This window comes from Vulcanithermus mediatlanticus (assembly GCF_055385885.1).
In genome coordinates, this window is the sequence record NZ_AP042385.1 from 123,210 (window position 1) to 147,469 (window position 24,260).

The 24,260-nt window shown below is 66.1% G+C and carries 25 protein-coding genes and 1 tRNA gene; 20 read left to right on the top strand and 6 right to left on the bottom strand.

The window, feature by feature from the left end; all coding sequences use genetic code 11:
* Nucleotides 1-51: 51 nt before the first annotated feature.
* Nucleotides 52-1,995 carry a tetratricopeptide repeat protein gene (locus ACZ5BT_RS01465; RefSeq protein ID WP_464884867.1) on the bottom strand — a complete coding sequence of 648 codons (1,944 nt, stop codon included), beginning with the start codon at nt 1,993-1,995 and terminating at the stop codon, nt 52-54.
* A gap of 51 nt (nt 1,996-2,046) precedes the next feature.
* Here ACZ5BT_RS01465 and ACZ5BT_RS01470 point away from each other — a divergent pair, with 51 nt between their 5' ends.
* From ACZ5BT_RS01470 to sat, 11 genes are all read left to right on the top strand, one after another.
* Entirely contained in the window at nt 2,047-3,612 is a 1,566-nt protein-coding gene (locus ACZ5BT_RS01470) for an acyl-CoA carboxylase subunit beta (protein ID WP_464884868.1), read from the top strand.
* Nucleotides 3,613-3,630: 18 nt separating this feature from the next.
* Complete coding sequence (locus ACZ5BT_RS01475; protein ID WP_464884869.1) at nt 3,631-4,185, top strand: carbonic anhydrase; 555 nt, start codon at nt 3,631-3,633, stop codon at nt 4,183-4,185.
* Nucleotides 4,178-4,849, top strand: coding sequence for a uracil-DNA glycosylase (locus tag ACZ5BT_RS01480; protein ID WP_464884870.1), 672 nt, complete (start codon nt 4,178-4,180; stop codon nt 4,847-4,849). Before ACZ5BT_RS01475 ends, ACZ5BT_RS01480 begins: the two co-directional genes overlap by 8 nt.
* A 34-nt stretch (nt 4,850-4,883) precedes the next feature.
* Entirely contained in the window at nt 4,884-5,342 is a 459-nt protein-coding gene (locus ACZ5BT_RS01485; RefSeq protein WP_464884871.1) for a phosphohydrolase, read from the top strand.
* 94 nt (nt 5,343-5,436) lie between these two features.
* Entirely contained in the window at nt 5,437-6,180 is a 744-nt protein-coding gene (locus tag ACZ5BT_RS01490) for a sulfurtransferase (RefSeq protein ID WP_464884872.1), read from the top strand.
* A 96-nt stretch (nt 6,181-6,276) separates the two neighbouring features.
* Nucleotides 6,277-8,019 (top strand): nitrite/sulfite reductase, encoded by a 1,743-nt coding sequence (locus ACZ5BT_RS01495; protein WP_464884873.1) that lies wholly within the window; start codon nt 6,277-6,279, stop codon nt 8,017-8,019.
* Nucleotides 8,020-8,067: 48 nt separating this feature from the next.
* Nucleotides 8,068-8,730, top strand: coding sequence for a precorrin-2 dehydrogenase/sirohydrochlorin ferrochelatase family protein (locus tag ACZ5BT_RS01500; protein WP_464884874.1), 663 nt, complete (start codon nt 8,068-8,070; stop codon nt 8,728-8,730).
* Complete coding sequence (locus ACZ5BT_RS01505) at nt 8,714-9,397, top strand: phosphoadenylyl-sulfate reductase (RefSeq protein WP_464884875.1); 684 nt, start codon at nt 8,714-8,716, stop codon at nt 9,395-9,397. The genes ACZ5BT_RS01500 and ACZ5BT_RS01505 overlap by 17 nt, the downstream gene beginning before the upstream one ends.
* The gene (locus tag ACZ5BT_RS01510) at nt 9,398-10,162 is read left to right on the top strand and encodes a sulfite exporter TauE/SafE family protein (protein ID WP_464884876.1); all 765 of its coding nucleotides are present in this window, start codon (nt 9,398-9,400) and stop codon (nt 10,160-10,162) included. It abuts the gene before it with no gap.
* Nucleotides 10,155-10,907 (top strand): uroporphyrinogen-III C-methyltransferase, encoded by a 753-nt coding sequence (gene cobA / locus ACZ5BT_RS01515; RefSeq protein ID WP_464884877.1) that lies wholly within the window; start codon nt 10,155-10,157, stop codon nt 10,905-10,907. Before ACZ5BT_RS01510 ends, cobA begins: the two co-directional genes overlap by 8 nt.
* The gene (gene sat, locus ACZ5BT_RS01520) at nt 10,874-12,040 is read left to right on the top strand and encodes a sulfate adenylyltransferase (RefSeq protein ID WP_464884878.1); all 1,167 of its coding nucleotides are present in this window, start codon (nt 10,874-10,876) and stop codon (nt 12,038-12,040) included. The genes cobA and sat overlap by 34 nt, the downstream gene beginning before the upstream one ends.
* Before the next feature lie 274 nt (nt 12,041-12,314).
* Here the strand turns inward: sat and ACZ5BT_RS01525 are convergent.
* Nucleotides 12,315-12,391, bottom strand: a tRNA-Pro gene (locus ACZ5BT_RS01525).
* A 177-nt stretch (nt 12,392-12,568) separates the two neighbouring features.
* On the opposite strand from ACZ5BT_RS01525, the gene leuC reads away from it, so the two are divergent.
* From leuC to leuB, 4 genes are all read left to right on the top strand, one after another.
* A complete protein-coding gene (gene leuC, locus ACZ5BT_RS01530) occupies nt 12,569-13,990 on the top strand; it encodes a 3-isopropylmalate dehydratase large subunit (RefSeq protein ID WP_464884879.1) in 1,422 nt (473 codons plus the stop codon).
* Nucleotides 13,983-14,591, top strand: coding sequence for a 3-isopropylmalate dehydratase small subunit (gene leuD / locus ACZ5BT_RS01535; RefSeq protein ID WP_464884880.1), 609 nt, complete (start codon nt 13,983-13,985; stop codon nt 14,589-14,591). Before leuC ends, leuD begins: the two co-directional genes overlap by 8 nt.
* Nucleotides 14,592-14,643: 52 nt before the next feature.
* Complete coding sequence (locus ACZ5BT_RS01540; RefSeq protein WP_464884881.1) at nt 14,644-15,111, top strand: cytochrome P460 family protein; 468 nt, start codon at nt 14,644-14,646, stop codon at nt 15,109-15,111.
* Nucleotides 15,112-15,240: 129 nt separating this feature from the next.
* Nucleotides 15,241-16,278 (top strand): 3-isopropylmalate dehydrogenase, encoded by a 1,038-nt coding sequence (leuB, locus tag ACZ5BT_RS01545; protein ID WP_464884882.1) that lies wholly within the window; start codon nt 15,241-15,243, stop codon nt 16,276-16,278.
* Here leuB and ACZ5BT_RS01550 read toward each other — a convergent pair.
* Nucleotides 16,250-16,732, bottom strand: a complete 483-nt coding sequence (locus ACZ5BT_RS01550) for a hypothetical protein (RefSeq protein ID WP_464884883.1) — start codon at nt 16,730-16,732, stop codon at nt 16,250-16,252. The two genes, leuB and ACZ5BT_RS01550, sit on opposite strands and share 29 nt — an antisense overlap.
* 31 nt (nt 16,733-16,763) lie before the next feature.
* Between ACZ5BT_RS01550 and ACZ5BT_RS01555 the strand changes: the two genes are divergently transcribed.
* From ACZ5BT_RS01555 to ACZ5BT_RS01575, 5 genes are all read left to right on the top strand, one after another.
* The gene (locus ACZ5BT_RS01555; protein ID WP_464884884.1) at nt 16,764-17,510 is read left to right on the top strand and encodes an SDR family NAD(P)-dependent oxidoreductase; all 747 of its coding nucleotides are present in this window, start codon (nt 16,764-16,766) and stop codon (nt 17,508-17,510) included.
* A 93-nt stretch (nt 17,511-17,603) separates the two neighbouring features.
* Nucleotides 17,604-19,283 (top strand): dihydroxy-acid dehydratase, encoded by a 1,680-nt coding sequence (gene ilvD / locus ACZ5BT_RS01560; protein ID WP_464884885.1) that lies wholly within the window; start codon nt 17,604-17,606, stop codon nt 19,281-19,283.
* A 147-nt stretch (nt 19,284-19,430) separates the two neighbouring features.
* Nucleotides 19,431-20,585: a COG1470 family protein gene (locus ACZ5BT_RS01565; RefSeq protein ID WP_464884886.1), complete on the top strand. Its 1,155-nt coding sequence runs from the start codon at nt 19,431-19,433 to the stop codon at nt 20,583-20,585.
* Nucleotides 20,585-21,517, top strand: coding sequence for an ABC transporter ATP-binding protein (locus ACZ5BT_RS01570; protein ID WP_464885740.1), 933 nt, complete (start codon nt 20,585-20,587; stop codon nt 21,515-21,517). The genes ACZ5BT_RS01565 and ACZ5BT_RS01570 overlap by 1 nt, the downstream gene beginning before the upstream one ends.
* Nucleotides 21,504-22,460, top strand: a complete 957-nt coding sequence (locus tag ACZ5BT_RS01575; protein WP_464884887.1) for an ABC transporter permease — start codon at nt 21,504-21,506, stop codon at nt 22,458-22,460. The genes ACZ5BT_RS01570 and ACZ5BT_RS01575 overlap by 14 nt, the downstream gene beginning before the upstream one ends.
* A 67-nt stretch (nt 22,461-22,527) precedes the next feature.
* Here ACZ5BT_RS01575 and ACZ5BT_RS01580 read toward each other — a convergent pair whose 3' ends face one another.
* The 3 genes from ACZ5BT_RS01580 to ACZ5BT_RS01590 all read right to left on the bottom strand — a co-directional run bounded on the left by ACZ5BT_RS01580 (nt 22,528) and on the right by ACZ5BT_RS01590 (nt 24,257).
* On the bottom strand, nt 22,528-22,893 hold the full coding sequence (locus tag ACZ5BT_RS01580) for a cupin domain-containing protein (protein ID WP_464884888.1): 366 nt from the start codon (nt 22,891-22,893) through the stop codon (nt 22,528-22,530).
* A complete protein-coding gene (locus ACZ5BT_RS01585; protein ID WP_464884889.1) occupies nt 22,883-23,521 on the bottom strand; it encodes a phosphoribosyltransferase in 639 nt (212 codons plus the stop codon). The genes ACZ5BT_RS01580 and ACZ5BT_RS01585 overlap by 11 nt, the downstream gene beginning before the upstream one ends.
* Before the next feature lie 73 nt (nt 23,522-23,594).
* Nucleotides 23,595-24,257: a TerC family protein gene (locus ACZ5BT_RS01590; protein WP_464884890.1), complete on the bottom strand. Its 663-nt coding sequence runs from the start codon at nt 24,255-24,257 to the stop codon at nt 23,595-23,597.
* Nucleotides 24,258-24,260: the final 3 nt, after the last annotated feature.

The window sequence follows — 24,260 nt, forward strand, 5'->3', positions numbered from 1 at the left end:
AAGGCGAAAAGGCCAAAGCACGCCCCCGCGGTTCCGCGGGGGCGTGCCCCATCACCGGCCGAGCTTTCGGAAAAGCGTTTTTGCCCCCTCGTGCCCCGGATCGATCGCCAGCGTCTTTTGCAGCAGCGCCAACGCCTCGGCTCTCTGGCCAAGCTTGAGCTTTGAGCGCGCCTGCCAGTAGTAGGCGTCGGCCCACTCCGGTGCCAGCTCGGCGGCCTTGGCAAAACGCGCCGCCGCTTCCTCGTAGTCGCCGCGGGCATACGCGGCATAGCCCTTTTCAAAGAAATCCACCGCCTGAATACCGTAGCGGGCGTCCCGGTCTAATCGTCCCAGCCAGTAGCGAACGGTGCGCGCGTCGTCCTCATCGGCGAGCTCCAGGGCCTTGGATAGCATGACTTTTGCTTCCTCCCAAAGCCCGAGCTTCCGATCGAGCAGCCCCAGGCGGTAGACGACCGGGAAGGCATCCGGAAAGCGCTCGGCAGCCGCGGTGTAGATCCGACGCGCGCCCTCGAGGTCCCCCTCCGTTTCCCGACGGTATGCCTCTGCCAGCAAGCTTTGCAAGGGCGTGCCTTCGGCCACGATCCCGAGCTTTAAAAGGAGATCCCGGGCGGCGTTGAAGTTGGGATTGGCCGCCAGGGCTTCGTTCAGCGCCCGGATCGCCGCTTCGCGCTTTCCCATCTGCAAAAGGGCCCGCCCTCGCCAGTACGCGGCGTCGGGCCAACCGGGGCTGGCCTGGCTCGCTTTTTCGAATGCCGCCGCCGCGGCCTCGAAGTCATTCTTTTGAAAAGCGTCGTAGCCTTTTTCGAAGGCCTCCACCGCCACCGGACCCCAGCGCCGCTCATCTTCGAGCCGTGACCGCCAGTAGGCGGCGATCTTTTGCTCTTTGGGGCTGGTGGCCCGCCTTTGGGCCTCGGCATACGCCTTTTCGGCGCGGTCAAAGTAGGCCTGGCTGCGTTCGTCCCGGCCCTGGGCCTGGCAGCGGAGCGCGAGCTTCCGGTACGCCGAGCCCAGCCGCATCCAGGCCGACGTTTGGTCGGGAGCGTCGGCAACGATCTGGCTGTAGATGCGAATCGCCTCGACCCAGTCACCGCTTTGCGCGAAGTCCCCCGCGGTCTTGATCGCGACCTCGGGCGCCCAGCCGGCCACGTTGACCCGAGACGGGGCCTGCAACACCCCGGGGTCGGGGCAGGTGTCTTTGCGCCCGTCTGAGCTGGCTTTTTGCTTTTTTTCCGGCGACTTATCTCCAGAGGCCGAGCCCCGATCGGTATGCGTTGAGGCCGCGGCCTGTTCCTCTCCCTTCCCAGCCAGATCGAGGCGCGGCACGAAGGCCGCGGTTCGATCGAGGTCAAGGGGCAGATCGCCGATCGTCCAGCGGCCCCCTTCGGCCTGCAAGGCGCCGGTCAGGCCCCGGCCCTCGAGGTCCACCGCGGTCCAGGGAATGTCGCTGGAAAAGGCCTCGATCCGAGCCAGAGGAATTTTGACCAGCTCTCCCTTGGGCAAATGCAACAAAAGGTACGACGGGGTTACGAGAAGCACCTCGCCGTCAAGGCGCTGGCCGGCAAACTCAACCTGCCCCTGCGGCAGCCGAAGTGGGGCTCGGGGTCCCAGGGCCCGGGCGCCGGTGGCCGCCTTCGCCGGGGGACGAGGCGCCTCTTCGCTGGCGGCGGGAGCCGTTTCCTGCACAGGGGCAAAGGCAAAGACCGAGTAGAAGTTGAACGGCTCACCGTCCAAAGACCAGGTGCCCGAACGGACGGCAAGGCGCCCGGTCTTCTTTTCGCCGTTGGCAAACCCCAAAGCCCACGGCCGGTCGAGCTCCAGCGTGACCACCTCCTCGGGGGGCACGACGCGTTCACCTTCGGCCGTGCGTATCACCACCTCCCGTTCGGAAATCGCGACGACGGTCCCCTGGAAGCGGGCGCCGTCCTTGGTTTCGACCGACGCCGCAAAAGCGATCGCCCAAAGTCCGAGCAGCGCGAACACCAGCACCGATCGCACGTTGACCTCCCACCATCCAGGCTAGCGCGGCTTTTCCCGTACCATAGGGTCATGGCCGACATCAGCCGTGCACTCCTCGAAGAGCTGATCGCCGAGATGGAAGAGCGACGGAAGAAAATCCTCCAAGGCGGTGGCGACAAGCGGGTCAAAAAGCAGCACGACCAGGGCAAGCTCACCGCCCGGGAGCGGATTGAGTACCTGCTCGACCCCGGAACGTTCGTCGAACTCGGCGCGTTCGTCGAGCACCTCGAAACCGAGCTGATGCGTGGCATCGACGCCCCCGGCGAGGGCGTGGTCACCGGCTACGGCCAGATCAACGGCCGGAAGGTGTTCGTCTTCAGCCAGGACTTCACCGTCCTCGGGGGGTCCCTGGGCAAGATGCACGGGAGGAAGATCGCCCAGCTCATGGATCTGGCGGTGAAGGCCGGGGTCCCCATCATCGGGCTCAATGACTCCGCCGGCGCCCGTATCCAGGAGGGCGTCGACAGCCTTTCCGGGTACGGCGAGGTCTTTTACCGCAACGCCATCTACTCGGGGGTGGTCCCGCAGATCAGCGCCATCCTCGGACCCTGCGCCGGGGGCGCCGTTTACAGCCCGGCGATCACCGACTTCGTCCTGATGAGCCGGGGAACCTCTTATATGTTCATCACCGGCCCGGAGGTCATCAAATCGGTCACCCGGGAAGAGGTCACCTTCGAAGAACTCGGCGGGGCCGACGTCCACGCCGGGGTCTCGGGCGTGGCCCACCTCGAGGCCGAGGGTGACCGCGCGGTCCTCGACCTGATCAAGGACCTCCTCTCGTTCCTGCCCCAAAACAACCGCGAGCGCCCGCCCCTCAAACCGAACGGCGACCCGCCCGATCGCAAGACCCCGGAGCTGCTCGACCTCGTCTCACCGGATCCGCGCCGTCCCTACAACATGCACCAGGTCATCCGCACCCTGGTGGACGACGGACACTTCCTGGAGATCCACCCCCACTGGGCCAAAAACATCATCGTCGGCTTCGCCCGGCTCGGTGGCATGCCGGTGGGTATCGTGGCCAATAACCCCCGCTTCATGGCCGGAGCCCTCGACATTCACGCTGCCGACAAAGCCGCCCGCTTCATCCGAACCCTCGACGCCTTCAATGTGCCGATCCTGACCCTGGTGGACGTCACCGGCTTTCTTCCCGGCGTAGCTCAGGAACACGGGGGGATCATTCGCCACGGGGCCAAGATGCTCTACGCCTACGCCGAAGCCACCGTCCCCAAAATCACCTTAATCGTGCGCAAGGCCTACGGCGGTGCCTACCTGGCCATGAACTCCAAGGACATGGGCGCCGACATCGTGCTCGCCTGGCCCACCGCCGCCGTGGCCGTGATGGGCGCCGAAGGTGCGGCCAACATCATTTACCGCCGGGAAATCCAGACCTCGGCCAACCCCGAAGAGACCCGGCGCAAGAAGGTCGAGGAATACCGCCAGGCCTTCGACAATCCCTACGTCGCCGCCGCTCGCGGCTATATCGACGACGTGATCAGCCCGGAGGTCACCCGGGCCCACCTGGTGCGCCACCTGGAGGTGCTTTGGGAAAAACAGGAGGCGCGGCCGTGGAAAAAACACGGTAATATTCCGCTCTAAGGCCCGGGGAGACCGCGCATGGATGCCAAAGAGGTCAGACAAACCCTCTCCCAAGGCCACGGCCGCTTCCGAGCGCGCCTCGAGGACCGCGACCTCCGCCTGCCAAAGGCGCACACCCCGATCGCCGCCGTCCTCACCTGCTCGGACGCCCGGGTGAGTCCGGAAATTCTCTTTGACCAGCCGCTCGGCTCCCTCTTCGTGGTGCGCAGCGCGGGCCAGGTTGCTGACCAAGCCGCCCTCGGCAGCCTGGAATACGCGGTGTGGGCCCTCGAGGTCCCCCTGCTGGTGGTCATGGGGCACACCCAGTGCGGCGCGGTGGGGGCTGCTCTCGAAGGCGCAGGCGGGGCTCCGAAAAACCTCGCCGGGCTCGCCCGGGTGATCCGGCGCGGTCTGCCGCCCCAGATCGACGACCCGGCGCGAGCGCTGGAAATACATGTCGAGAACACGATTCAAACCATCCTTCAGGATTCGCCCTTGATCCGGAGCAAGGTCGAAACGGGTGCGCTCCTGGTCCAGGGAGCCATTTACGATCTCGCCAGCGGGGAGGTGACCTTCCTGGAGTCCCATGGATGAACTCACCGCCCTTCACCAGGCCATCACCGCCTGCGAGCGCTGCCCGAGACTCGTCGCCTGGCGGGAAGAGGTGGGCCGGAAAAAACGCCGGGCGTACCGGGACTGGACCTACTGGGCCAAGCCGGTGCCGGGGTTCGGCGACCCGGGGGCCAGGCTCCTCATCTTCGGCCTGGCCCCCGGAGCCCACGGCGCCAACCGAACCGGGCGGGTCTTCACCGGAGACGCCTCGGGCGACTTTCTCTACGCCGCGCTCTTTCGCGCCGGTTTGGCGAACCAACCAACCAGCACCCACCGGGAGGATGGTCTTCGGCTGAAAGGGGTCTACATCACCGCCGCTGTGCGCTGCGTCCCGCCGAAAAACAAGCCCACCCGGGAAGAAATCCAAAACTGTGCGGACTGGACCGCTCGCGAACTCGCGCACCTCCCAAACCTCCGGGTGTACCTGGCCCTCGGGCGGATTGCCCACGATGCCCTTCTCGACCGGTTCGGTCTCAAGAAAAAGGACCGGCCCTTCGCCCACGGCGCCTGCCACCGACTTCCGGGCGGTGGCGTGCTGCTCGACAGCTACCACGTCTCCCGGCAAAACACCCAAACCGGCCGGCTCACCCAGTCCATGTTCGACGAGGTCCTGGCCAAGGCCAAACGGCTTGCCGGCCTTTTCTGAAGAGAAATGTGGCAAACTGACCCCGGGTAGAACGATGCGATTCAAGCGCATTTCCAGGGGCATCCGGGCAATCCTGAACCTCGCCCGACCTGACGACGCTTGGGCCAGGCGCTTCCTCACCGAATCGGAGGCCCGCCTCTTCATGACCATGGACCCCCGCGACCGGGAACACGGCGTCGCCGTGGCTCGGGCGTTGCTCGCTCGCTTTCCCCACGCCCCGCAAAAAGCCATCCGCGCGGCACTCCTTCACGATGTCGGCAAGACGCTCCGGCCCTACATCGCTTTCGAACGCATCATCCTCGGCCTTTTCGACCCCATCCTCCCCCACTTGCCCTCCCGTCCCCTGAAGAAGGGACTGGCGGGGGCCGTTCAGCTGCGACGACACCACGAGGTCTACGGCGCCGAGATGGTCGAGGATCCGGAGGTCGCGGCGATGATCCTCGGACGCGGTGCCTGGGGCGAGCGGATCCGAGCCATCGACGACCGGTTTTGAGTGCGTGCCCCCGAACTTTTCAACCGACCGATCCAAACGGCGGTTGTTTGCGTTTCCCTGGGCCCCAGGATAGGGCGTGGCGTAGAATGCAGCCATGTTCTTGCGGCAAAAGCTCGAAAACGCCCGTTACATCGACACCCGGACCGAGTCCGAATACCAGCTCGGTCACCTTCCCGGGGCGGTGCGCCTCGACCTCACCGAACCCCGTTTCCGTCTTCGCAGCCAGGAAGAGCTCCAGGCCTTTCAACAAGCCCTGGCCGAGCTCAACGGTGCCCTGGGCCTTTCCCCGGAGGTCCCGGTGGTTTGCTACGACGACGGCCTCACCGGCCAGCTCGCCCGGACGGCCTTTCTGCTCGCGCTCGCCGGCAACGAGGTCTTCCTCTGGACCGACGGCTGGCAGAATGAAGCCACCGATACCCTTGCCCACGCCCCTGAGCCGGTCTCGCCCTGGATCCGCTTCCAGGAAAACCTCCTCCTGACGGCGGACCAGGCCCGGCATTTTGAGCCCCTCTTCGATGTCCGTACGAAACCGGAATACACAGGGGAAGTCCACCCGCCCTGCTGCCCTCGAGGCGGTCGCATCCCCGGGGCCCGGCACGCGCCTTTGGAACTCTTTTTCGAGCCCGACGGGCTTCTCAAAAAGCTCGGGCTCGAACCGGGGCAGGAAGTGGGGGTGTACTGCCACTCTGGCACCCGGAGCGCCGTGGCCTTTTGGATGCTGAAGAGCCTCGGCGTCAAGGCCCGGAACTATCTGGGCAGCATGCACGAATGGTCTCAAGAGGCAGACCTCCCGGTGGACCTCGACCCGCCCCCCCGCCGCGGTCGCCGCAAAACGTAGCGTCGGCGCCGGGGGGAGCGCGTGCTGGGATGACCCCTCTATACCCTTGACATATATAAACTCAAGGGTATAGAATGCCCCCGTCATGGAGGTGGCATGTCGAGGGAAACCCAGCACATCGACCCCGCGCAAAGCGCAGAGATCGATCGGCTCGAGGTCCTAATCGCCGGGCTGGAAAGGGGCGAGGTCGACCCCGCGTACTTCCAGCGCTTCCGGCTCAAAAACGGCATCTACGGCATTCGCGGCTCAAGCGACCACCACATGGTGCGCATCAAGCTCCCTTTTGGCCGCGCCAACGCCGAACAGCTCGAGGCCATCGCCGACGTCGCCGAGCGTTACACCCCAAAGGGCATCGCCCACGTCACCACCCGGCAGGCGATCCAGCTCCATCACGTGCCGCGGCGCGCCCTCCCCGAACTCCTCCGTCGCCTGGCCAGCGTCGAGCTCACCACGCGTGAAGCATGCGGGAACAGCGTGCGCAACGTCACCGCCTGTCCTTACGCCGGCATCTCCCCCACCGAGGCCTTCGACGTCACGCCGTACGCAAAAGCCACCTACCGCTTCTTTCTCCGCAACCCGATCGCCCAAAACCTGCCTCGAAAGTTCAAGATCGCGTTTGAAGGCTGCAGCGAGGATCACGCCCGGCTCGCGATTCACGACGTCGGGGCGCTCGCGGTTTTGGACCAAGAGGGTCGCCGGGGCTTTCGCCTCCTGGTTGGCGGCGGGCTCGGCCCCGCGCCTATGGCCGCCATTCTGCTCGAGCCGTTTACCCCGGCCGAGCTGCTCCTCCCCACCCTCGAGGCCATCGTCCGCGTCTTCGACCGGCACGGGGAGCGCAAAATCCGCAGCCAGGCCCGGCTGAAGTTTTTGATCCGGAAATGGGGCGAAGCGGCCTTCCGCGAGGCGGTCCTCGCCGAACGGGAAACCGTGCTGGCCACCCAACCCGGCAGGGCCGAGCTTGGGGAAATCGAGGAGGAAGCGCCCCCGGAAGACGTCGTCGCGGGCGGAGTGATGGGACTCTCCCTTCTGCCCGGTTTTGAGGCCTGGAAACGCACCAACGTCAGGCCGCAAAAACAATCGGGCTGGGTAAGCGTGACCGTCCGCCTGCCCCTTGGCGACATCACCGCCGCCCAGCTCCGCGCCCTGGCGCGAATCGCCCGCCGCCACACCGGCGGCCGCCTGGGCAGCACCATCGGTCAAAACCTCATGCTGCGCTGGGTCCCCGAAGCGGCCCTCAGCAAGGTCTACGCCGAGCTCTACGCCGCGGGACTTGCGCACGCGGGGGCCGAGACCCTCTCCGACATCACCCGCTGCCCGGGCGCCGACACCTGCAACATCGCCATCACCCACTCGCGGGCACTCGCGGATCGCCTCGAGGCCCTGCTCGAAAAACGCTACCCCAACGACCGCCGGGTGGGCGAGATCAGCATCAAGATCTCGGGCTGCCCCAATTCTTGCGGTCACCACCACATCGCCGACATCGGCCTCTATGGCGCGGCGAGAAAGGTCAACGGCCACGAGGTCCCCCACTACGTCATCCTCCTCGGCGGTCGAACCGGCCGCGAAAGCGCCAGCTTCGGCAAGGTCGTGGCCAGCATCCCCGCGCGCCGGATTCCCCAGGCGATCCAGATCATCATCGACCGTTACCTGGGCGAGCGGGGCGAGGACGAATCGTTTGCCGACTACGTGTCGCGGGTCGGCCCCGCCTCGTTCAAGCCGATCCTTCGCCCCTTGGCCCAGGTCCCGCCGTACGAAACGGCCCCCGAGCTCTACGAAGACCTGGGTGCCGAAGGAGAGAAGTTCGAGGTCCAAAGCGGGCCCGGAGAGTGCGCGGTCTAGGATGCGCCAGAGCGCCACCGACCTCACCCTTCCCCGGAGGACCACACCGTGAAAAGCTTCCCCGTCTTCTTAAAGCTCAAGGCCCAACCCTGCCTGGTCATCGGGCCGGGGCGGGAATTTTGGGCCCGCGTCGCCGCCCTTTTGCGAGCCGGCGCCAGGGTCACGGTGCTCGCGCCCGAGCTGCCGCCCGAGGTGGCGGCTCAGGTCGAAACCGGTGCGCTCGCCTGGATCCCCCGCCACCCTCGCGAAGGGGACCTCGAGGGCTTCTTCCTGGTCGTGAGCTGCCTCGACGACCGCGAAGCCAACCGGCGGCTCTTCGCCGAGGCCCAGCGCCGGGGGGTCCTCTTCAACGCGCTGGACGACCCGGGCCACGCCAACTTCAGCTTCCCGGCACGCCTTCAGCGCGGGCCCCTCACCCTGGCGATCGCCACCGAGGGAAAAGCGCCGGCGCTGGCGGTGCGTCTTAAGGAAAAGCTGGCCCGGATCATCGGCCCCGAATACGGCGCGCTGGCCGAGCTCATGGCCGAGGTGCGCCCCGAGGTTACCGACCGGATCAAAGCGTTCGAGGACCGGCGCCGCCTGTGGTACCGGATCGTGGATTCCCCGGTCCTTGAGTACCTTCGCGCCGACCAGGAAGCCCGTGCCCGGGCCCTCATCCGGGAAATGATCGAGCGAGCACGAGAGGAGGTGGCCCATGAAACTGACGGCTGAACGAGCCGAAACCATGGCGGCTGAGGCCATCATCGCGGAGGCTCTGGCCAGTGCCAAAAACCCCTGCCTGACCTGCAGCTTCCAGGTCGAGGACATGGTGGTCCTTCACCTGGCCCGAAAACACAAACCGGACATTCCGGTCCTCTTTCTCGATACCGGCTATCATTTCCCGGAAACCTACGCCTATCGCGATCGCATGGCCAAGGCCTGGTCGCTCAACCTCATCAATCTCACCCCAGGGCTCTCGGTCGAGGCGCAAGAAGCCGAGTACGGAAAGCTCTACCAGACCGATCCCGACCGCTGCTGCCGGATCCGCAAAGTCGAGCCCCTGCTCCGTGCTCTTGCCGGCTACGATGCCTGGCTGACCGGTCTCCGGCGTGAGCAGTCGCCGAGCCGGAAAAACCTCAAAAAGATCGAGGCCCACGTTCTGCCTTCGGGGAAAACAATCGTTAAGGTCAATCCCATCGCCGACTGGAACTGGAAGGGGGTCTGGGCCTACATCGAGGTCAACGAAATCCCATACCTCTCGCTCTACGACCAGGGCTACCGCTCGATCGGCTGCGCCCCCTGCACCTCGCTCCCTATCGATCCATCGGATCCCAGGTCGGGGCGTTGGGGCGGGAAAAAGCTCGAGTGCGGCATCCACACCTTCGACCGGGAGGCATAGATGGCGATTCTCCTCGGCTTTTTTGTCGCCTTCGCCATCGGGCTGGTCGGCATCGGGGGCGGGGTGATCACCGCCCCAGTCCTCCTGTTGGTTGGCCTCGCCCCCGCCGAGGCGGTAGGGACGGCGCTGGCCTTCAGCGCCCTGGTCAAACTCCCGGCCGCCTTCGTTCACTGGCGGGAAGGTCACGTCAACGCCAGGGCCCTTCGGCGGCTCCTTTTGGGCGGCGTTCCGGGAGTGCTGCTGGGAGCGGTTTTACTCCGCTCGCTCGGCGGAGGGGGCGCCGAGGGAACGGTGCTCGCCCTCATCGGGCTCACCGTTTTTGCCACCGCCACCATCGGCCTCGCCTTCGCCCTTCGCGGACGCCCGCCGGCGCGCCGCTGCCCGGCCTGGGGCTGCCGCGTTCTGACCCCAATCGCCTTTCTCGTCGGCGCGGAGGTGGGCTTTTCCTCGGCCGGCGCCGGGGCGCTCGGGAATCTGGCCCTGCTCTCCTTCAGCCGGTTGAGCACGGCCGAAGTGGTCGGCACCGACCTCGCCTTTGGCCTGGTCCTCGCCCTTTTCGGCGGGAGCATCTACGCGGGAATGGGGAGCCTCAACCCGGGGCTCTTCTTCCAGCTCACCCTCGGCGGCATGCTCGGCGCTTTCTTAGGCGCGAAAGCCCTGGGGCGCATTCCCGAACGCCCCATGCGCCTGGGCCTCCTCACCTGGCTTACGCTCTTGGGCCTCGGGCTTTTCCTCCGGGGGCTCGGAGGAGGTGTCCATGGGTAGCGGAAAGGTCTACATCGTCGGCGCCGGCCCGGGCGACCCCGAGCTCATCACCCTCAAGGCCCTGGGGGTCATCCGGAAAGCGGACGTCATCCTCTACGATCGACTGGTGCACCCTGACCTCGTCAACGAGGCCCCACCCCGGGCCATCCGGCACTACGTCGGCAAAGAGCCCGGACAAACACGACGCCAGGCGCGGATTCACCGGCTTCTCCTTGGGTACGCCCGGCAGGGGAAAACCGTGGTTCGGCTCAAGGGCGGCGATCCCTTCGTTTTCGGTCGCGGAAGCGAGGAGGCCATCTTCCTGGCCCGGCACGGGGTGGCGGTCGAGGTCATCCCGGGGGTCAGTTCGAGCTTTGGGGTTCCCGCGAGCATCGGCATCCCGCTCACCCACCGGGGCCTCGCCCGGGGCTTCGCGGTGGTCACCGGCCAGTGCAGCCAAAGCGGCAGCGTCGACTGGCGCGCCTACGCTCACACCGACACCCTGGTCATCCTGATGGGGGTCCAGAACCGGCAAGCCATCGCCCGGGCCCTCATCGAGTCAGGAAAGGACCCGGCGACGCCAACCGTATTCATCGAAAAGGGCTGCACGTCCGAAGAACGCGTCGTCGCAGCGCCGCTCAAAGCGGTGGCGCAGGGCGAGGTTGAGGCCAGGCCGCCGGCGGTCTGGGTCATCGGCGAGGTCGTCCGCCTGCGCGAGGAGGTGAAGCCCCAGTGCCGATCGAACCTCACGGCCGCGAGCTCGTAGACCGCGTTCTCTCCCCCGCCGAGCGGGAAAGCTGGCTCTCGAAAGCCGACGAGCTCGCCGCCCTCACCGTCGATGAGGACACGCTGCTCGATCTGGAAAACCTGGCCACCGGAGCGTTTTCCCCCTTAAAGGGCTTCATGGACCGGGAAACCCTCGAGGCGGTCGCCGCTTGGATGCGACTGCCCCAGGGACCCGCGTGGAGCCTTCCCATCCTCCTGCAGCAACGCCACCTGCCTCGGGTGGCCGTCGGCGAACCGGCCACCATCCGCGGTCCCCGCGGCGAGGTCTTCGGGATCCTCGAGGTGGGCGAGGTGTTCGCCCTGGATCTCACGCGACTGGCCCGGACGGTTTGGGGCACCGACGATCCGGCCCACCCCGGGGTGGCCCGCTTCTACGAGAAAGGGCGCTGGGCGGTGGCCGGCGAGATCTGGCTCGTGAGGCCGGTCGAACACCCCTACCGCCACCAAATCCTCACCCCTGCGGAAACCCGGGCCTGCTTCAAGCGGCGGGGTTGGGAGACGGTGGTGGCCTTCCAGACCCGAAACGCCCCCCACCGGGCCCACGAATACCTCCAGCGGCTGGCCCTGGAAATCGCCGACGGGCTCTTCATCCACCCCATCCTGGGACCGAAGAAGGCCGACGACTTCTCGAACCGGGCCATCCTCGAGGCCTACCGGACCCTCATCGAGGGCTTCTATCCCAGAAAGCGCGTCTTCCTCGCCGGGTTCGCCACCGCCATGCGCTACGCGGGACCGCGCGAGGCCGTTTTCCATGCCATCGTGCGCCAGAACTTCGGGGCGACCCACTTCATCGTGGGCCGGGACCACGCCGGCGTCGGAGCGTACTACGACCCCTTCGCCGCCCAGCGCATCTTCGACCAGCTCGACCAACCCCCAAAGATCCAGATCCTCAAGGCACCGCAGGTGTTCTTCTGCCCCGACTGCGAGGGCATGGCCTCCGACCGGACTTGCCCCCACCAGGAAGGGGCCCGGGTCAGTGTCAGCATGAGCCGGATCCGAGCCCTTCTTCGCCAGGGGCGACTGCCGCCACCGGAGATGATCCGACCGCAAGTGGCCAAGGTGCTCCTCGCCGAGTTCGACCGGCGCGAGGGGAAAGCGCCGCGATCCGCGTAATGAACCGAAAGGTCCTAAGGGGCCGAACCTGGGGTGAAAAACACGGACCCAAGACCCATAGCTTGCCTCAGGCTCATTCCATCCGCATTGGCTCACCTGGGCCCCAACCCCCTTGCCAAAGGGGACGTCAACCTTCCTAAGGGCCGGTTGCCTTCATTGGAAATCGGACATCGAGGCCCACTCCGTAGGATCGAGTTCGGGGTTTTCTCCCTTCAACGCACAAAAAAGCGCTTCCCCGCCTCGCATGCGAGGCGGGGAGTTCGCCTTTCCCTGCTGGTCGGGGCGAGAGGATTTGAACCTCCGACCACCTGAACCCCATTCAGGTGCGCTCCCTGGCTGCGCTACGCCCCGCAGCGCCCTTTAGTGTAGTTTGCGGCAGGTCGCTTGTCAACGCACGGTGCCGGCCGTATACTTGGCGGCAAGATGCAGCCGACGGCGCCGCGCTCCCTAGTCCACACCCGGTGGGGGTAGCGGCGTTTTGTATCGAGGCCGTGCCCCCGAACGGGGGCGTTCTTTTTGGAGGAAACCATGGGTAAGACGCTTTACGAGAAAGTTTGGGAAGCGCACACGGTCCGGGAACTCCCGGACGGGCGAACCCAACTCTTCATCGACCTCCACCTCATCCACGAGGTCACGAGTCCGCAGGCCTTCGCCATGCTCAAGGAGCGCGGGCTCAAGGTTCGCTTCCCGCACCGCACCTTCGCCACCGTCGACCACATCGTCCCCACCGAGGATCAGCGGGAGCCGTTCGGGGATCCCCTGGCGCAAACCATGCTGTCCGCCCTCAGGGAAAACGTTCGCGAGCACGGCATCACCTTCTTCGACCTGGGAAGCGGCCGGCAGGGCATCGTCCACGTGGTGGGCCCCGAGCAAGGGCTGACCCAGCCTGGGTTCACCATCGCCTGCGGCGACAGTCACACCAGCACCCACGGGGCTTTTGGCGCCATCGCCTTCGGTATCGGCACCACCCAGGTCCGGGACGTGCTCGCCACCCAAACGGTGGCCGTCAGCAAGCTCAAGGTCCGGCGCATCAACGTTCGCGGCCGGCTCCAGCCCGGGGTCTACGCGAAGGATGTGGTCCTGCACATCATCCGCCGCCTGGGTGTCAAAGGGGGTCTCGGGTACGCCTACGAATACGGCGGGGAGGTCATCGAGCGCATGGACATGGAAGCGCGGATGACCATCGCCAATATGTCCATCGAAGGTGGCGCGCGGATAGGCTACATGAACCCGGACCAGACCACCTTCGAATACCTCAAGGGACGGCCCTTCGCTCCGACAGGCGAGGCCTGGGCCGAGGCCGTGGAAAGTTGGCGATCGCTGGCCTCAGACCCCGACGCGCACTACGACGACGTCGTCGAGATCCAGGGCGAGGCAATCCCCCCCACCGTCACCTGGGGGGTCCACCCCGGCCAATCGGCCCCCATCGACGGCGCGGTCCCCGACCCTTCGGCCTTCCCCGAACCCGAACGGGCGGCCATCGAAGACGCCCTCCGCTACATGAAGCTCAAACCGGGACAGCCCGTCAAGGGCCTCAAAGTGGATGTCGCCTTTATCGGCAGCTGCACCAACGCCCGCCTTTCCGATCTGCGGGAGGTGGCGAAGTACCTCAAAGGCCACAAGGTGGCGCCGGGCGTCCGGGCCCTGGTGGTCCCCGGCAGCCAGCAGGTGGCCAAGGCTGCCGAGGAAGAAGGCATCGCCGAAGTGTTCATCGAAGCCGGCTTTGAGTGGCGATCGGCGGGGTGCTCGATGTGCCTGGCCATGAACCCCGATCGCCTCGAGGGCGACCAGCTCGCCATCAGCTCGTCGAACCGGAACTACAAGGGCCGGCAGGGCAGCCCCCAGGGGCGGACGGTCCTCGCCAGTCCGGTCATGGTCGCGGCGGCGGCGGTGGCGGGCGAGATCGCCGACGCCCGGGAAGTTTTTGGGATTGGAGGTTCGCATGCCTAAAATCCAGCGCATCACCGGCCGGGGCGTGCCCATCCCCGGCCACGACATCGACACCGACCGCATCATCCCCGCCCGCTTCCTCAAGACCATCACCTTCGAGGGCTTGGGCGAAGGGCTCTTCTACGACGAGCGCTTCGACGCCGAGGGCAACCCAAAGCCTCACCCCCTGAACGACGCTCGCTTCCAGGGCGCACGCATCATGGTGGTGGGGCCGGGGTTCGGCTCCGGCTCGTCGCGGGAACACGCCCCGCAGGCGATCAAACGCGCCGGGTTCGACGCCATCATCGGGGTATCGTTCGCCGAGATCTTCTTCGGCAATGCCACGCAAATCGGCCTGGTTTGTGTCCGGGCCGAATCCGACCAGGTGACCCGGCTGATGGAAGCCATCGAACGGACGCCGGAAACCGTGATCGAGATCGACCTCGTGCAATTGACCGTGGCCTACGCCGGCGAAGGTTTTCCCATCCAGCTCCCGCCGGCGGTCCGCGAGGCCTTTTTGGAGGGGAAGTACGACCCCCTCGAGGTCCTGCTCGAAGCCGAAGAAGCCATCGAGGCCATGGACAAGGCCCGTCCCAGACCCGGCGACCAAAACGTGTATTGAAGACGACACACCGGCCCCGACCCCCAACGCAAGCTGGGGGCGGGAGGGAAAAATGCGGCGGAGTTTATGGATCCTCTTGGGATTTTTGGGCGTGGTGGCGCTGGCTGGCGCGGGGAGCCTGGGCGCAGACCTCTGGAGATCCCTGAGCCAGAGCCAGTACGAGGTGAACTGGCACTACATCCCGGGCAAGCCGCCGGGGTTTTATAAAGGCACCCAGCCTCACGGCTTCTACCTGCGCACTTACGTCAACAACATTGCCTATGACGCGATTCAAGCCAAAGCCGGCCAGTACCCGGACGGCGCCATCATCGTGAAGGAGAACTACACCCAAGACAAAACCCTGGCTTCAATCACGGTGATGAAAAAGATCGCGGGGTACGACCCGGCTGGTGGCGACTGGTTCTGGGCCAAGTACAACCCCGACGGCAGCGTCGCCGCTGAAGGCAAGCTGCAAAGCTGCGCTTCCTGCCACGCCCGGGTCAAGGGGCAGGATTACGTCTACAGCGCGCGCATCAAGTAGGCATGGGCGTTTCCAGCACCCGCCGGACCTGCCGGCGGGTTTCCTCAATGCCCCGGCAAAACGCGATCGGCCGCTTAGCTGACATCGGTGTGTTTAAAAACTCGCGGTCGCTCACTTAGCATGGGGGACATGAGCCAGATCGCTGTCTTGCCCGGCGATGGGATCGGCCCCGAGGTCACCGAAGCCGCGGTCCGGGTCCTTAAGGCCCTCGACGAGGCCGAGGGCCTCGACCTGAGCTTCGAGTTCCTGCCCTTTGGCGGCGAGGCCGTCGACGCCCATGGTGAACCATTCCCCCAACCGACCCGGCGCGCGGTCCTCGAGGCCGATGCGGTTTTGCTCGGCGCCATCGGCGGACCCCGCTGGGACGGTCTCCCGAGGGAAAAACGGCCGGAACAGGGGCTGCTTTCGCTGCGTCAAACCCTCGGCCTCTACGCCAACCTCCGCCCGGCCAAGGTGATCCCGGGCCTTGAGCACCTCTCGCCACTCTGCCCCGAGATCGCGCGCGGCGTAGACCTGCTCATCGTTCGCGAACTCACCGGCGGGATCTACTTCGGCGAGCCCCGCGGTCAGGACCAGACCGAGGCCTGGAACACGATGCGTTACTCGAAACCCGAGATCGTTCGCGTGGCCCGCGTGGCCTTCGAGGCGGCGAAAAAACGCCGCAAGCAGCTGGTCAGCGTCGACAAGGCCAATGTCCTCGAGGTCAGCGCCCTGTGGCGGCGCACCGTCGAGGCGATGGCGGCGGACTACCCGGAGGTCAACCTCAGCCACCAGTACGTCGACGCCATGGCCATGCATCTGGTGAGGAATCCCGGGCAGTTCGACGTGGTGCTCACCGGCAACATCTTCGGCGACATCCTCTCGGACCTGGCCTCGGTGCTCCCCGGTTCACTTGGTCTTTTGCCGTCAGCCTCGGTGGGGGAAGGCACGCCGGTGTTCGAGCCGATTCACGGCTCCGCGCCCGACATCGCCGGCAAGGGGGTCGCCAACCCTGCCGGCGCCATCCTCTCCGCCGCCATGCTCCTCACCTACGCCCTGGACCTCGCGCCCCTCGCCGAACGCGTCGAACGGGCGGTGGCCTACGCCCTCAAGCACAACCCACCCCCCGATCTCGGCGGCTCGGCTTCGACCGACGCGTTTACCCAGGCGGTGATCCGGGCGCTCTGAGGCCCGCCTCGAGCGCCTTTCGGCAGCCATCGCAGAAAAAACGCGGCCGGGCGTCGAGGGCCTCTGCCGTGTCCACCGGACCCATCACGCAATCGGACCCGCAGGCCCCAAGCCCGAGCAAGCGACCGATGGCATGGTTCACCGCCTTCATCAAACGCGAAAGCCAGCGCCGGCCATCACCGTCGATCAGGCGATCCGCCCGCACCACCGCCACCCGGCCCCCGCCGAAGTCGATCAGGGGCCCGCGGGACAAAAGGCCAACGCCAACGACCCACCGGTCGTCGGGGAAGGCCGCACCGAGCGCCGTCACCCAGTCCCCCGGGCTCTTTTTGGCCAAAGGAACCGGCTCGACCATCACCGGGCAGCCGATGACCTCGAGCACGTTGGCCGCCAGGGGGTGAAGGAAGCGGGCCTCCATCCCCTCGAGGGGCACCAAGCGAACTCGCAAATCCATCTTGGCCTTAGCCTACAGGTAAACTCGGGGTATGAAGCTCGCAAAAACCACCTGGATCATCACCGGCGCCTCCCGGGGAATCGGCCGGGCGCTGGCGCTGGCACTGGCAGAGAAAGGGGCCAAGCTGGTGCTCAACGCCCGCCACGCCGGACCTCTGGCCGAGGTTGCGGCCGAAATTCGCGACCTGGGGTCCGCCGCCACCTACGTCGAGGGCAGCGCCGCCCACCCCAGCGTCGCCGCCGACCTGGTGAAGGCAGCCACCCAGCTCGGACATTTCACCGGCTTCATTCACAACGCCGGCGTGCTCCACGCCGGGCCGCTCCTTTGGGAGCTCCCGGAACCTCACTGGGACGAGGTCTACGAAGCCAGCGTCAAGGCGGCCTACCAGCTGATTCGTTTCGCTGTCCCCGAACTCCAGCGGATCGGCGCCGGGGTGGCGGTATTTTTCGGGTCCGGCGCCGCCGAGTCCAACGTGCCCGGCATCGGGGCCTACGCGGTGGCCAAGGCGGCCGAGGAACACCTGGCGCGGCAGCTGGCGGCCGAGGCGCCCGAGATCATCAGCTTCGCCTTCCGTCCCGGGGTGGTCGAGACCCGCATGCAGCAAGAGGCCCGCGAGGCGCAGGGCGGCGGGGCAGAGACCCTGCACCGGATCTTCCGGGGCTACAAGGACCAGGGCGTCCTGCTCACCCCTGAAGAGGCGGCGGCGCGTCTGGTGCGTATCCTCGAGGCCGATCCGGCCCGATTCCAGGGGAAGGTGGCCAGCTGGCGGGACGGTTGAGCGGAGGCCGCGAGTTTCCCAGGTCCTCACGGCCAGATCACGATTCGGGTCCCGTCGTGGCAAAAGCCGCGACGGGGCACTTAAAATGGTTTTATGCGTAGCGACCGCATTAAGAAAGGGGCAAGCCGGGCCCCCCACCGTTCTTTATTGCGCGCCACCGGCGTCATCGAGCGGGAATCGGATTTCGAAAAACCATTCATCGCAGTCGTGAACTCATACGTGGACATCGTCCCGGGCCACGCCCATCTGAGAGAGTTCGTGCAGAGCATCAAGGCCTACATTCGCGAGGCCGGGGGCGTCCCCTTTGAGTTCAACACCATCGGCGTGGACGACGGCATCGCCATGGGCCACGAGGGAATGCGCTGGAGCCTCCCCTCCCGGGAATTGATCGCCGACAGCGTCGAGACCATGCTCACCGCCCATGCCTTCGACGCCGCCATCTTCATCCCCAACTGCGACAAGATCGTCCCCGGGATGTTGATGGCGGCGGTAAGGGTGAACATCCCCTCGATCTTCATCTCCGGTGGGCCCATGCGAGCGGGGGTCTTGCCCGACGGCCGGGTGGTGGACCTGATCAGCGTCTTCGAAGCGCTCGGCGCCTACGAAAAGGGGGAGGTGAGCGAGGAAGAGCTGAAGGAGATCGAAACCTACGCCTGTCCCAGTTGCGGGAGCTGCGCCGGTCTTTTCACCGCCAACAGCATGAACTGCCTCCTCGAGGCCCTGGGACTCGCCCTTCCGGGCAACGGCACCATCCTGGCCGAAGACCCCCGGCGCGAGGAACTCAAAAAACGGGCCGCCTACCGCGTGGTCGAACTCGCGCGCGAAAACCTCAAACCCCGTGACATCCTCGATCTCCGCGCGTTCGAGAACGCCTTCAGGCTCGACGTGGCCATGGGTGGCAGCACCAACACCGTACTCCACACCCTGGCCGTGGCGCAGGAAGCGGGCCTGGAGTTCCCGCTGCAAAAGCTGGACGAGATCGGGCGCGAAACCCCCACCCTGGCCAAGATCGCGCCCAGCTCGAGCTATCACATGGAAGACCTGGACCGCGCTGGCGGCATTTACGCCATCCTCGGGGAACTCGCGAAAGGCGGGTATTTGCACCTCGAGGCGAGCACGGTCCTCGGTCGCCCCCTGGGCGAGCTCCTGGGGGACCACGAGATTCGGGACGAAAGGGTTATCCGGCGACTGGAAAACCCCTACAGCGCCCGGGGCGGACTGCGGATCCTCTTTGGATCGCTCGCCCCCGAAGGGGCGGTGGTGAAAACGGCGGGTGTCGAACCGGCCATGATGCGCCACCGAGGGCCGGCCAAGGTCTTCGACTCCGAAGAAGAGGCGCAGCAGGCGATCAACCAGGGGGCGATCGTTCCCGGCGACGTGGTCGTCATCCGCTACGAAGGCCCGAAGGGCGGACCCGGCATGCGCGAGATGCTGGCGCCGACCTCGGCCCTGGTGGGCATGGGCCTTGGCGACAAGGTGGCGCTCGTCACCGACGGTCGGTTCTCCGGAGGCACCAGGGGCGCGGCCATCGGCCACGTGAGCCCCGAAGCCGCCGAAGGCGGACCCATCGCGCTGGTCCAAAACGGCGACCAGATCGACATCGACCTGATCGAAGGCCGGATCGACCTCCTGGTCAGCGAATCCGAGCTTGCCCGCCGCCGCGCCGGGTTTGAGCCGCGACTCCGCCCCGTCGAGGGGAGCTGGCTCAAGCGCTACCGGGCCCTGGTCACCAACGCCGCCAAAGGCGCCGTTCTCGCCACGCCCGAGATCTAAACCTCGCCCCAAGCGGTGCATTTTTAGGCCCCGCCGACGAAAGACCGTTGCGGGGCCCGTGCTCTAACGCAGCGCCTTCATTGCGCCCGGAAAGTTCATTTTTTAAATATAAGACAGGATTAATTTCTTTAGCCGGAGGTGAAAGCAATGCGAAGGGTGCTCTTTGCGTTGGTCGCAGTGCTGAGCTTCGCTTTGGCCCAGGGCCAGGGGAGTGACTACACCGGTCTCGTCATCTCGACGCCGTTTCCGTCCACCACGGTTCGGGCTGGGGAAACCGTCAACCTGAGCCTCCAGCTCAAGAGCTATAACCTCGAGCCCCAGTACGTCCGCCTCGGCGTCGAGGGGGTGCCGGAGGGCTGGACGGTCGCCCTGCTCGGCGACGGGAGACCGGTCAAAGCGGCCTACCTCGAACCCGACGGCTCGGTCGATTTGAGCCTCCGGGTCGAGATCCCCAAGAACGCGGCCGCGAAGGCCTACACCATGACCCTGGTCGCCACAGGCAGCACCGCAAAAGCCACCCTTCCCCTCACCTTCACCCTCGGTGAGGTCCTCCCGCCGAAGGTGAGCCTCGAGGTGGAGCTGCCGGTGCTCAAAGGGACGCCGACCTCCACATTCCGTTTCCGGGCCACGCTGAAAAACGAATCGGACCAGGACCTCCTGGTCGGCCTCAGTGCCGACGCGCCGCAGGGATTTGAGGTGCGCTTCAAACCCGCTTTCTCCACCCAGGAGGTCACTACCCTGCCCCTGAAGGCCGGGGCCTCCAAGGACCTCGACATTGAGATCAGCCCGCCGCCCCAGGTCGCGGCCGGAACCTACCCCATCCAGGTCCTTGCCCGAGCGGGAGAAGCCTCGGCCTCGCTGTCGCTCAAGGTCGTGATCACCGGCCGTCCCGAACTCTCACTCTCGACCCCGGATGGGCGCCTCTCCGGAAAGGCCTACGCCGGCCGCTTTTCGCCCCTCAAGCTGGTGATCAAGAACCGGGGCAGCGCACCGGCCAAAAACGTCAAGCTCTCCTCGTTCGAACCCTCGGGCTGGGAAGTCAAGTTCGACCCCAAGAAGATCGATGAAATCCCCGCCGGCGGCCAAACCCAGGTCACCGTTCAGATCAAGCCCAGCCAGAAGGCCATCGCCGGGGACTACATGGTCACCCTCACGGCCAATCCCCAAAACGGCACCAGCAAATCGGAAGACTTCCGCATCACGGTGCTCACCTCAACCTTGTGGGGCGTCGTCGGTATCGTCCTCATTGCAGTGGCCCTGGGCGCGTTGGCCTTCGCGGTGGCGCGTTTCGGCAGGCGATGATGACGGCGATCCACACCGAACACCTCACCAAGCGCTACGGCTCGGTGGTGGCGGTGCGTGACCTCAACCTGGTGGTCGAGGAAGGCGAGGTCTTCGGCATCCTGGGCCCCAACGGCTCGGGCAAGACGACCACCATCCTCATGCTGCTCGGACTCACCGAGCCGAGCGAGGGAAGGGTCAGCGTCCTCGGCCGTGACCCGGTTCGCGAGCCGCTGGCGATCAAGCGCCGGGTGGGCTACCTCCCGGATACGGTCGGTTTTTACGAGGACCTCACCGGACGGGAAAACCTCCGCTACACGGCGGCGCTCAATGGCCTGCCCCACCGGCAAAGGGAGGCCAAGATCGAAGAGCTGCTCGCGACCATGGGGCTCGCCGACGCCGCCGACCGCCCGGTTCGCACCTACTCCAGGGGCATGAAGCAGCGGCTGGGGCTGGCGGATGTCTTGCTGAAGGAACCCGAACTCGTCATCCTCGACGAGCCGACGCTCGGCCTTGACCCCCAGGCGGCGCACGAGTTTTTGAGCATGATCCGCCAGCTCAAAAGCCAGGGCATGACGGTGATCCTCTCCTCTCACCTGCTCCACCAAGTGCAGGCAATCTGTGACCGGGTCGGTCTGTTCAAGAAGGGCGAGATGGCGCTGGTGGGATCGGTCCAGGCGCTGGCCCAGCGCGTCCTGGGCGGGGCCTACCGGATACGGCTGAGAGTCATCGGAAACATCCCCAGCGAGCGGCTGCAAAAGCTGCCTGGCGTCAGCCGCGTGCACCAGAGTGGAGAGGTGGTCACCGTCGAGGCCGAACGCGATCTCCGCCCCGAGCTCGTCCGCGCCATCGTCGAGGCGGGCGCGGATCTGCTCGAGGTCGGCCTGGAAGAGACCACCCTCGACGAGGTTTACCGCGCCTACTACGGGGAGGTGAGCGATGACGCGGCGTGAGGGTTCAGCATTCACCGGCATGCGGGTCGTGTTCTTTAAGGAACTCGCCGATCTGCTCTCGGGCTCCAGGATGCGCTTTTTGGAAGCCCTGGTCGTGCTCACCGCCCTGGGAACCGCCTACGCCGCCATCCAAAACATCAAGAACACCGTGGGCGAGGACCCCTTTTTGTTCCTCCGCCTCTTTACCACCGCCAAGGATCCCCTTCCCTCGTTCGTGGCCTTCCTGGGGTTTTTGGTCCCGCTGCTGGCTATCGCCCTCGGGTTCGACGCGGTCAACGGTGAATTCCAGCGCCGGACCCTGGGCCGGATCCTCTCGCAACCGATCTACCGCGACGCCCTGCTCTTCGGCAAGTTTTTGGCCGGGCTCACCACCCTGGCCATGGTGCTCACCGCGACCTGGCTCTTCGTCACCGGCCTCGGAATTCTCCTCACCGGGCTCGCCCCTTCGGGCGAGGAGGTGGCCAGGAGTCTCATCTACCTCGTGGCCGCGGTGGCCTACGGCGGGGTCTGGCTCGCCCTTTCGATCCTCTTTTCCACCCTCTTTAAAAACCCCGCCACCAGCGCCCTGGCCACCATCGCGGTCTGGCTCTTCTTCACCGTGTTCTGGGGCATGATCGCCGGCCTTCTGGCCCCGGCTTTGAGCCCGGTCCGCTACGGTTTCCCCGACGAGGTGCTGCGCCAGGCCCAGGTCGAACTCGCGCTCTCTCGAATCAGCCCGACCACGCTTTACGCCGAGGCGACGCTGGCGATTCTACGTCCCGAGGTCCGGGCCCTCGGGCCCGTCCTCCCGCTCCAGCTCCAGGGTATGGTCCTCGGCACCCCGCTGCCCCTTTCCCAATCGCTCCTCCTCATCTGGCCCCAGTTCTCAGGGCTGATCGCCGCCAGCGTCATCCTGTTCGTCCTGGCCTACGTCATCTTCCAGCGTCAAGAGATCCGGGCATAGGTCCCATCGGCCGAGGCCCCCAGAGGTGGGGGCCTCGGCCGGCCACTTCGGGTTTTCCCCTAAACGCTCAGTCCAGCCACTCGGTCCGGTAGTCCTGGGTAGCCGGGACCATGCAAAGGAACATCGCCGGTTCGTCGCCGATGTTCTCGTACCAGTGCGGCGTTCCCGGAGGGATGAAGACCACATCGCCGGGCCCGACATCGATCACTTTCTCGCCGAGCCCAATGCGGATCGTCCCCTGGAGCACGTACTGCTCGTGTTCGATCTCGGGGTGCAGGTGCTTTGGAATCCTGCCCCCCGGCAAGAGCGTAAAACGGCGCATGAGGAACCGGGGCGCGACATCCGGCCCCACCAAGATCTGGACGTAAGCCCCTTCCGCTCGATCGACCGGAACCCGCCGGACCTTATCGGCGCTCGAAACCCTAGCCTTCACGCATTTCCCCCCATTCCTTTAACAAAGCCACCACCTCAACATCGCTCACCTGAGGAAAGGACGCATAGTAGGTCCCAACCGCCCCAAATCTCTCCGGGGTGCTCAGAACCACGACCTCGGCCATAGCGCTGAGCCGATCGAGACTCTCCCTGGCCCCGACCGGAACCGCCACCACCACCCGGGCCGGCTCCTCGCCCTTCACCGCCGCTAGCGCGGCCTCCATGGTACTCCCGGTGGCCACCCCGTCGTCGGTCAAGACCACCTGCCGGCGGGCCAAGGGAACTTTGGGGCGAACGGCCCGGTAGCGCGCCTTCCGGGCCTCGATCTCCGCGAGTTGCTTGAGCACCGCATCGCGGAGGTAAGCGTCATCGGCATAACGGTAGGCGTAGGGCTGGAGAATCACTTCCCCCGTCTCGGCCACCGCGCCGAGCGCGAACTCCTCGTTGCCGGGCGCGCTGAGCTTGCGGGCCAGGACAACATCCATGGTTCCCCCGAGCTGCCTGGCCAGAACATCGGCGATGACCACGCCGCCGCGTGGGATACCGAGGACCACCGGCGCCACGAGCCCCAGCGGCCGGAGCGCTTGGGCCAGCAAACTGGCCGCGTGCGCGCGATCCTGAAATCGCATGTCGATTCCATTGTAGAACAGCCACCCGCCTGAACCGGTCGGTCTGCACCACCCCCGGCCGCCTGGCCTGGGCTCAGCCGCGAGGCTTGCTCACGCCCCAGGGCCTCCCCTGCGCCCGAACGAGGAGCAGCGTCAGCAAAACGCCCAAAGCCATCGCCTGCCACTCGGCCATCGGCCAAAGGGCCTCGAGTTTCGGATCGTGGACCAAAAGGCGCGCTCCGGCCCACACGATCACCAAGGCGCCGAGGACGTTGAGCCATGGCCACCGATCGAGGACGCCCGCCACCAGACCCGCCCCCAGCATCAGAATGGGGATTGAGAGCGCGAGTCCGAAGGCTAAAAGCCCCAGGTGCCCCTCGCTCGCGGCAGCAACGGCCAGAACGTTGTCGAGCGAGAGCGTGATGTCGGCCAGGATAATGAGCGCTACCGCCTGCCAAAACCCGTTCGCGCTGCGGTCAACCGAACCCCCTTCCTCAGGGCGAAGCAGCTTGGCCGCGATCCAAAAGAGCACCGCCCCGCCGATGGCCCGCAGGTAAGGGACGGTAAGCAGGATCGCGGCCAAAATCGTGAAGGTCACCCGGAGGCCAACAGCCCCCAGCGTGCCCACCAAAATCGCCTGCCGCCGGCGAGGGTTCGGCAACCCGCGAACGGCCATACCAATGACCACCGCATTGTCACCCGAAAGCACCAGGTCGATCAGGACGATGCTCAGCAGGTTCAACCAAAACGTTTCCATCGG

What these genes read in the sequence shown, in the direction of transcription:
- leuC (WP_464884879.1), top strand. Translation starts at nt 12,569, where the DNA reads ATGGGTAAGACGCTTTACGAGAAAGTTTGGGAAGCGCACACGGTCCGG.
- ACZ5BT_RS01475 (WP_464884869.1), top strand. Translation starts at nt 3,631, where the DNA reads ATGGATGCCAAAGAGGTCAGACAAACCCTCTCCCAAGGCCACGGCCGC.
- ilvD (WP_464884885.1), top strand. Translation starts at nt 17,604, where the DNA reads ATGCGTAGCGACCGCATTAAGAAAGGGGCAAGCCGGGCCCCCCACCGT.
- ACZ5BT_RS01480 (WP_464884870.1), top strand. Translation starts at nt 4,178, where the DNA reads ATGGATGAACTCACCGCCCTTCACCAGGCCATCACCGCCTGCGAGCGC.
- ACZ5BT_RS01510 (WP_464884876.1), top strand. Translation starts at nt 9,398, where the DNA reads ATGGCGATTCTCCTCGGCTTTTTTGTCGCCTTCGCCATCGGGCTGGTC.
- ACZ5BT_RS01565 (WP_464884886.1), top strand. Translation starts at nt 19,431, where the DNA reads ATGCGAAGGGTGCTCTTTGCGTTGGTCGCAGTGCTGAGCTTCGCTTTG.
- ACZ5BT_RS01540 (WP_464884881.1), top strand. Translation starts at nt 14,644, where the DNA reads ATGCGGCGGAGTTTATGGATCCTCTTGGGATTTTTGGGCGTGGTGGCG.
- ACZ5BT_RS01470 (WP_464884868.1), top strand. Translation starts at nt 2,047, where the DNA reads ATGGCCGACATCAGCCGTGCACTCCTCGAAGAGCTGATCGCCGAGATG.
- ACZ5BT_RS01555 (WP_464884884.1), top strand. Translation starts at nt 16,764, where the DNA reads ATGAAGCTCGCAAAAACCACCTGGATCATCACCGGCGCCTCCCGGGGA.
- ACZ5BT_RS01550 (WP_464884883.1), bottom strand. Translation starts at nt 16,732, where the DNA reads ATGGATTTGCGAGTTCGCTTGGTGCCCCTCGAGGGGATGGAGGCCCGC.
- cobA (WP_464884877.1), top strand. Translation starts at nt 10,155, where the DNA reads ATGGGTAGCGGAAAGGTCTACATCGTCGGCGCCGGCCCGGGCGACCCC.
- leuB (WP_464884882.1), top strand. Translation starts at nt 15,241, where the DNA reads ATGAGCCAGATCGCTGTCTTGCCCGGCGATGGGATCGGCCCCGAGGTC.
- ACZ5BT_RS01575 (WP_464884887.1), top strand. Translation starts at nt 21,504, where the DNA reads ATGACGCGGCGTGAGGGTTCAGCATTCACCGGCATGCGGGTCGTGTTC.
- ACZ5BT_RS01590 (WP_464884890.1), bottom strand. Translation starts at nt 24,257, where the DNA reads ATGGAAACGTTTTGGTTGAACCTGCTGAGCATCGTCCTGATCGACCTG.
- ACZ5BT_RS01490 (WP_464884872.1), top strand. Translation starts at nt 5,437, where the DNA reads ATGTTCTTGCGGCAAAAGCTCGAAAACGCCCGTTACATCGACACCCGG.
- ACZ5BT_RS01570 (WP_464885740.1), top strand. Translation starts at nt 20,585, where the DNA reads ATGACGGCGATCCACACCGAACACCTCACCAAGCGCTACGGCTCGGTG.
- ACZ5BT_RS01495 (WP_464884873.1), top strand. Translation starts at nt 6,277, where the DNA reads ATGTCGAGGGAAACCCAGCACATCGACCCCGCGCAAAGCGCAGAGATC.
- ACZ5BT_RS01585 (WP_464884889.1), bottom strand. Translation starts at nt 23,521, where the DNA reads ATGCGATTTCAGGATCGCGCGCACGCGGCCAGTTTGCTGGCCCAAGCG.
- leuD (WP_464884880.1), top strand. Translation starts at nt 13,983, where the DNA reads ATGCCTAAAATCCAGCGCATCACCGGCCGGGGCGTGCCCATCCCCGGC.
- ACZ5BT_RS01505 (WP_464884875.1), top strand. Translation starts at nt 8,714, where the DNA reads ATGAAACTGACGGCTGAACGAGCCGAAACCATGGCGGCTGAGGCCATC.
- ACZ5BT_RS01485 (WP_464884871.1), top strand. Translation starts at nt 4,884, where the DNA reads ATGCGATTCAAGCGCATTTCCAGGGGCATCCGGGCAATCCTGAACCTC.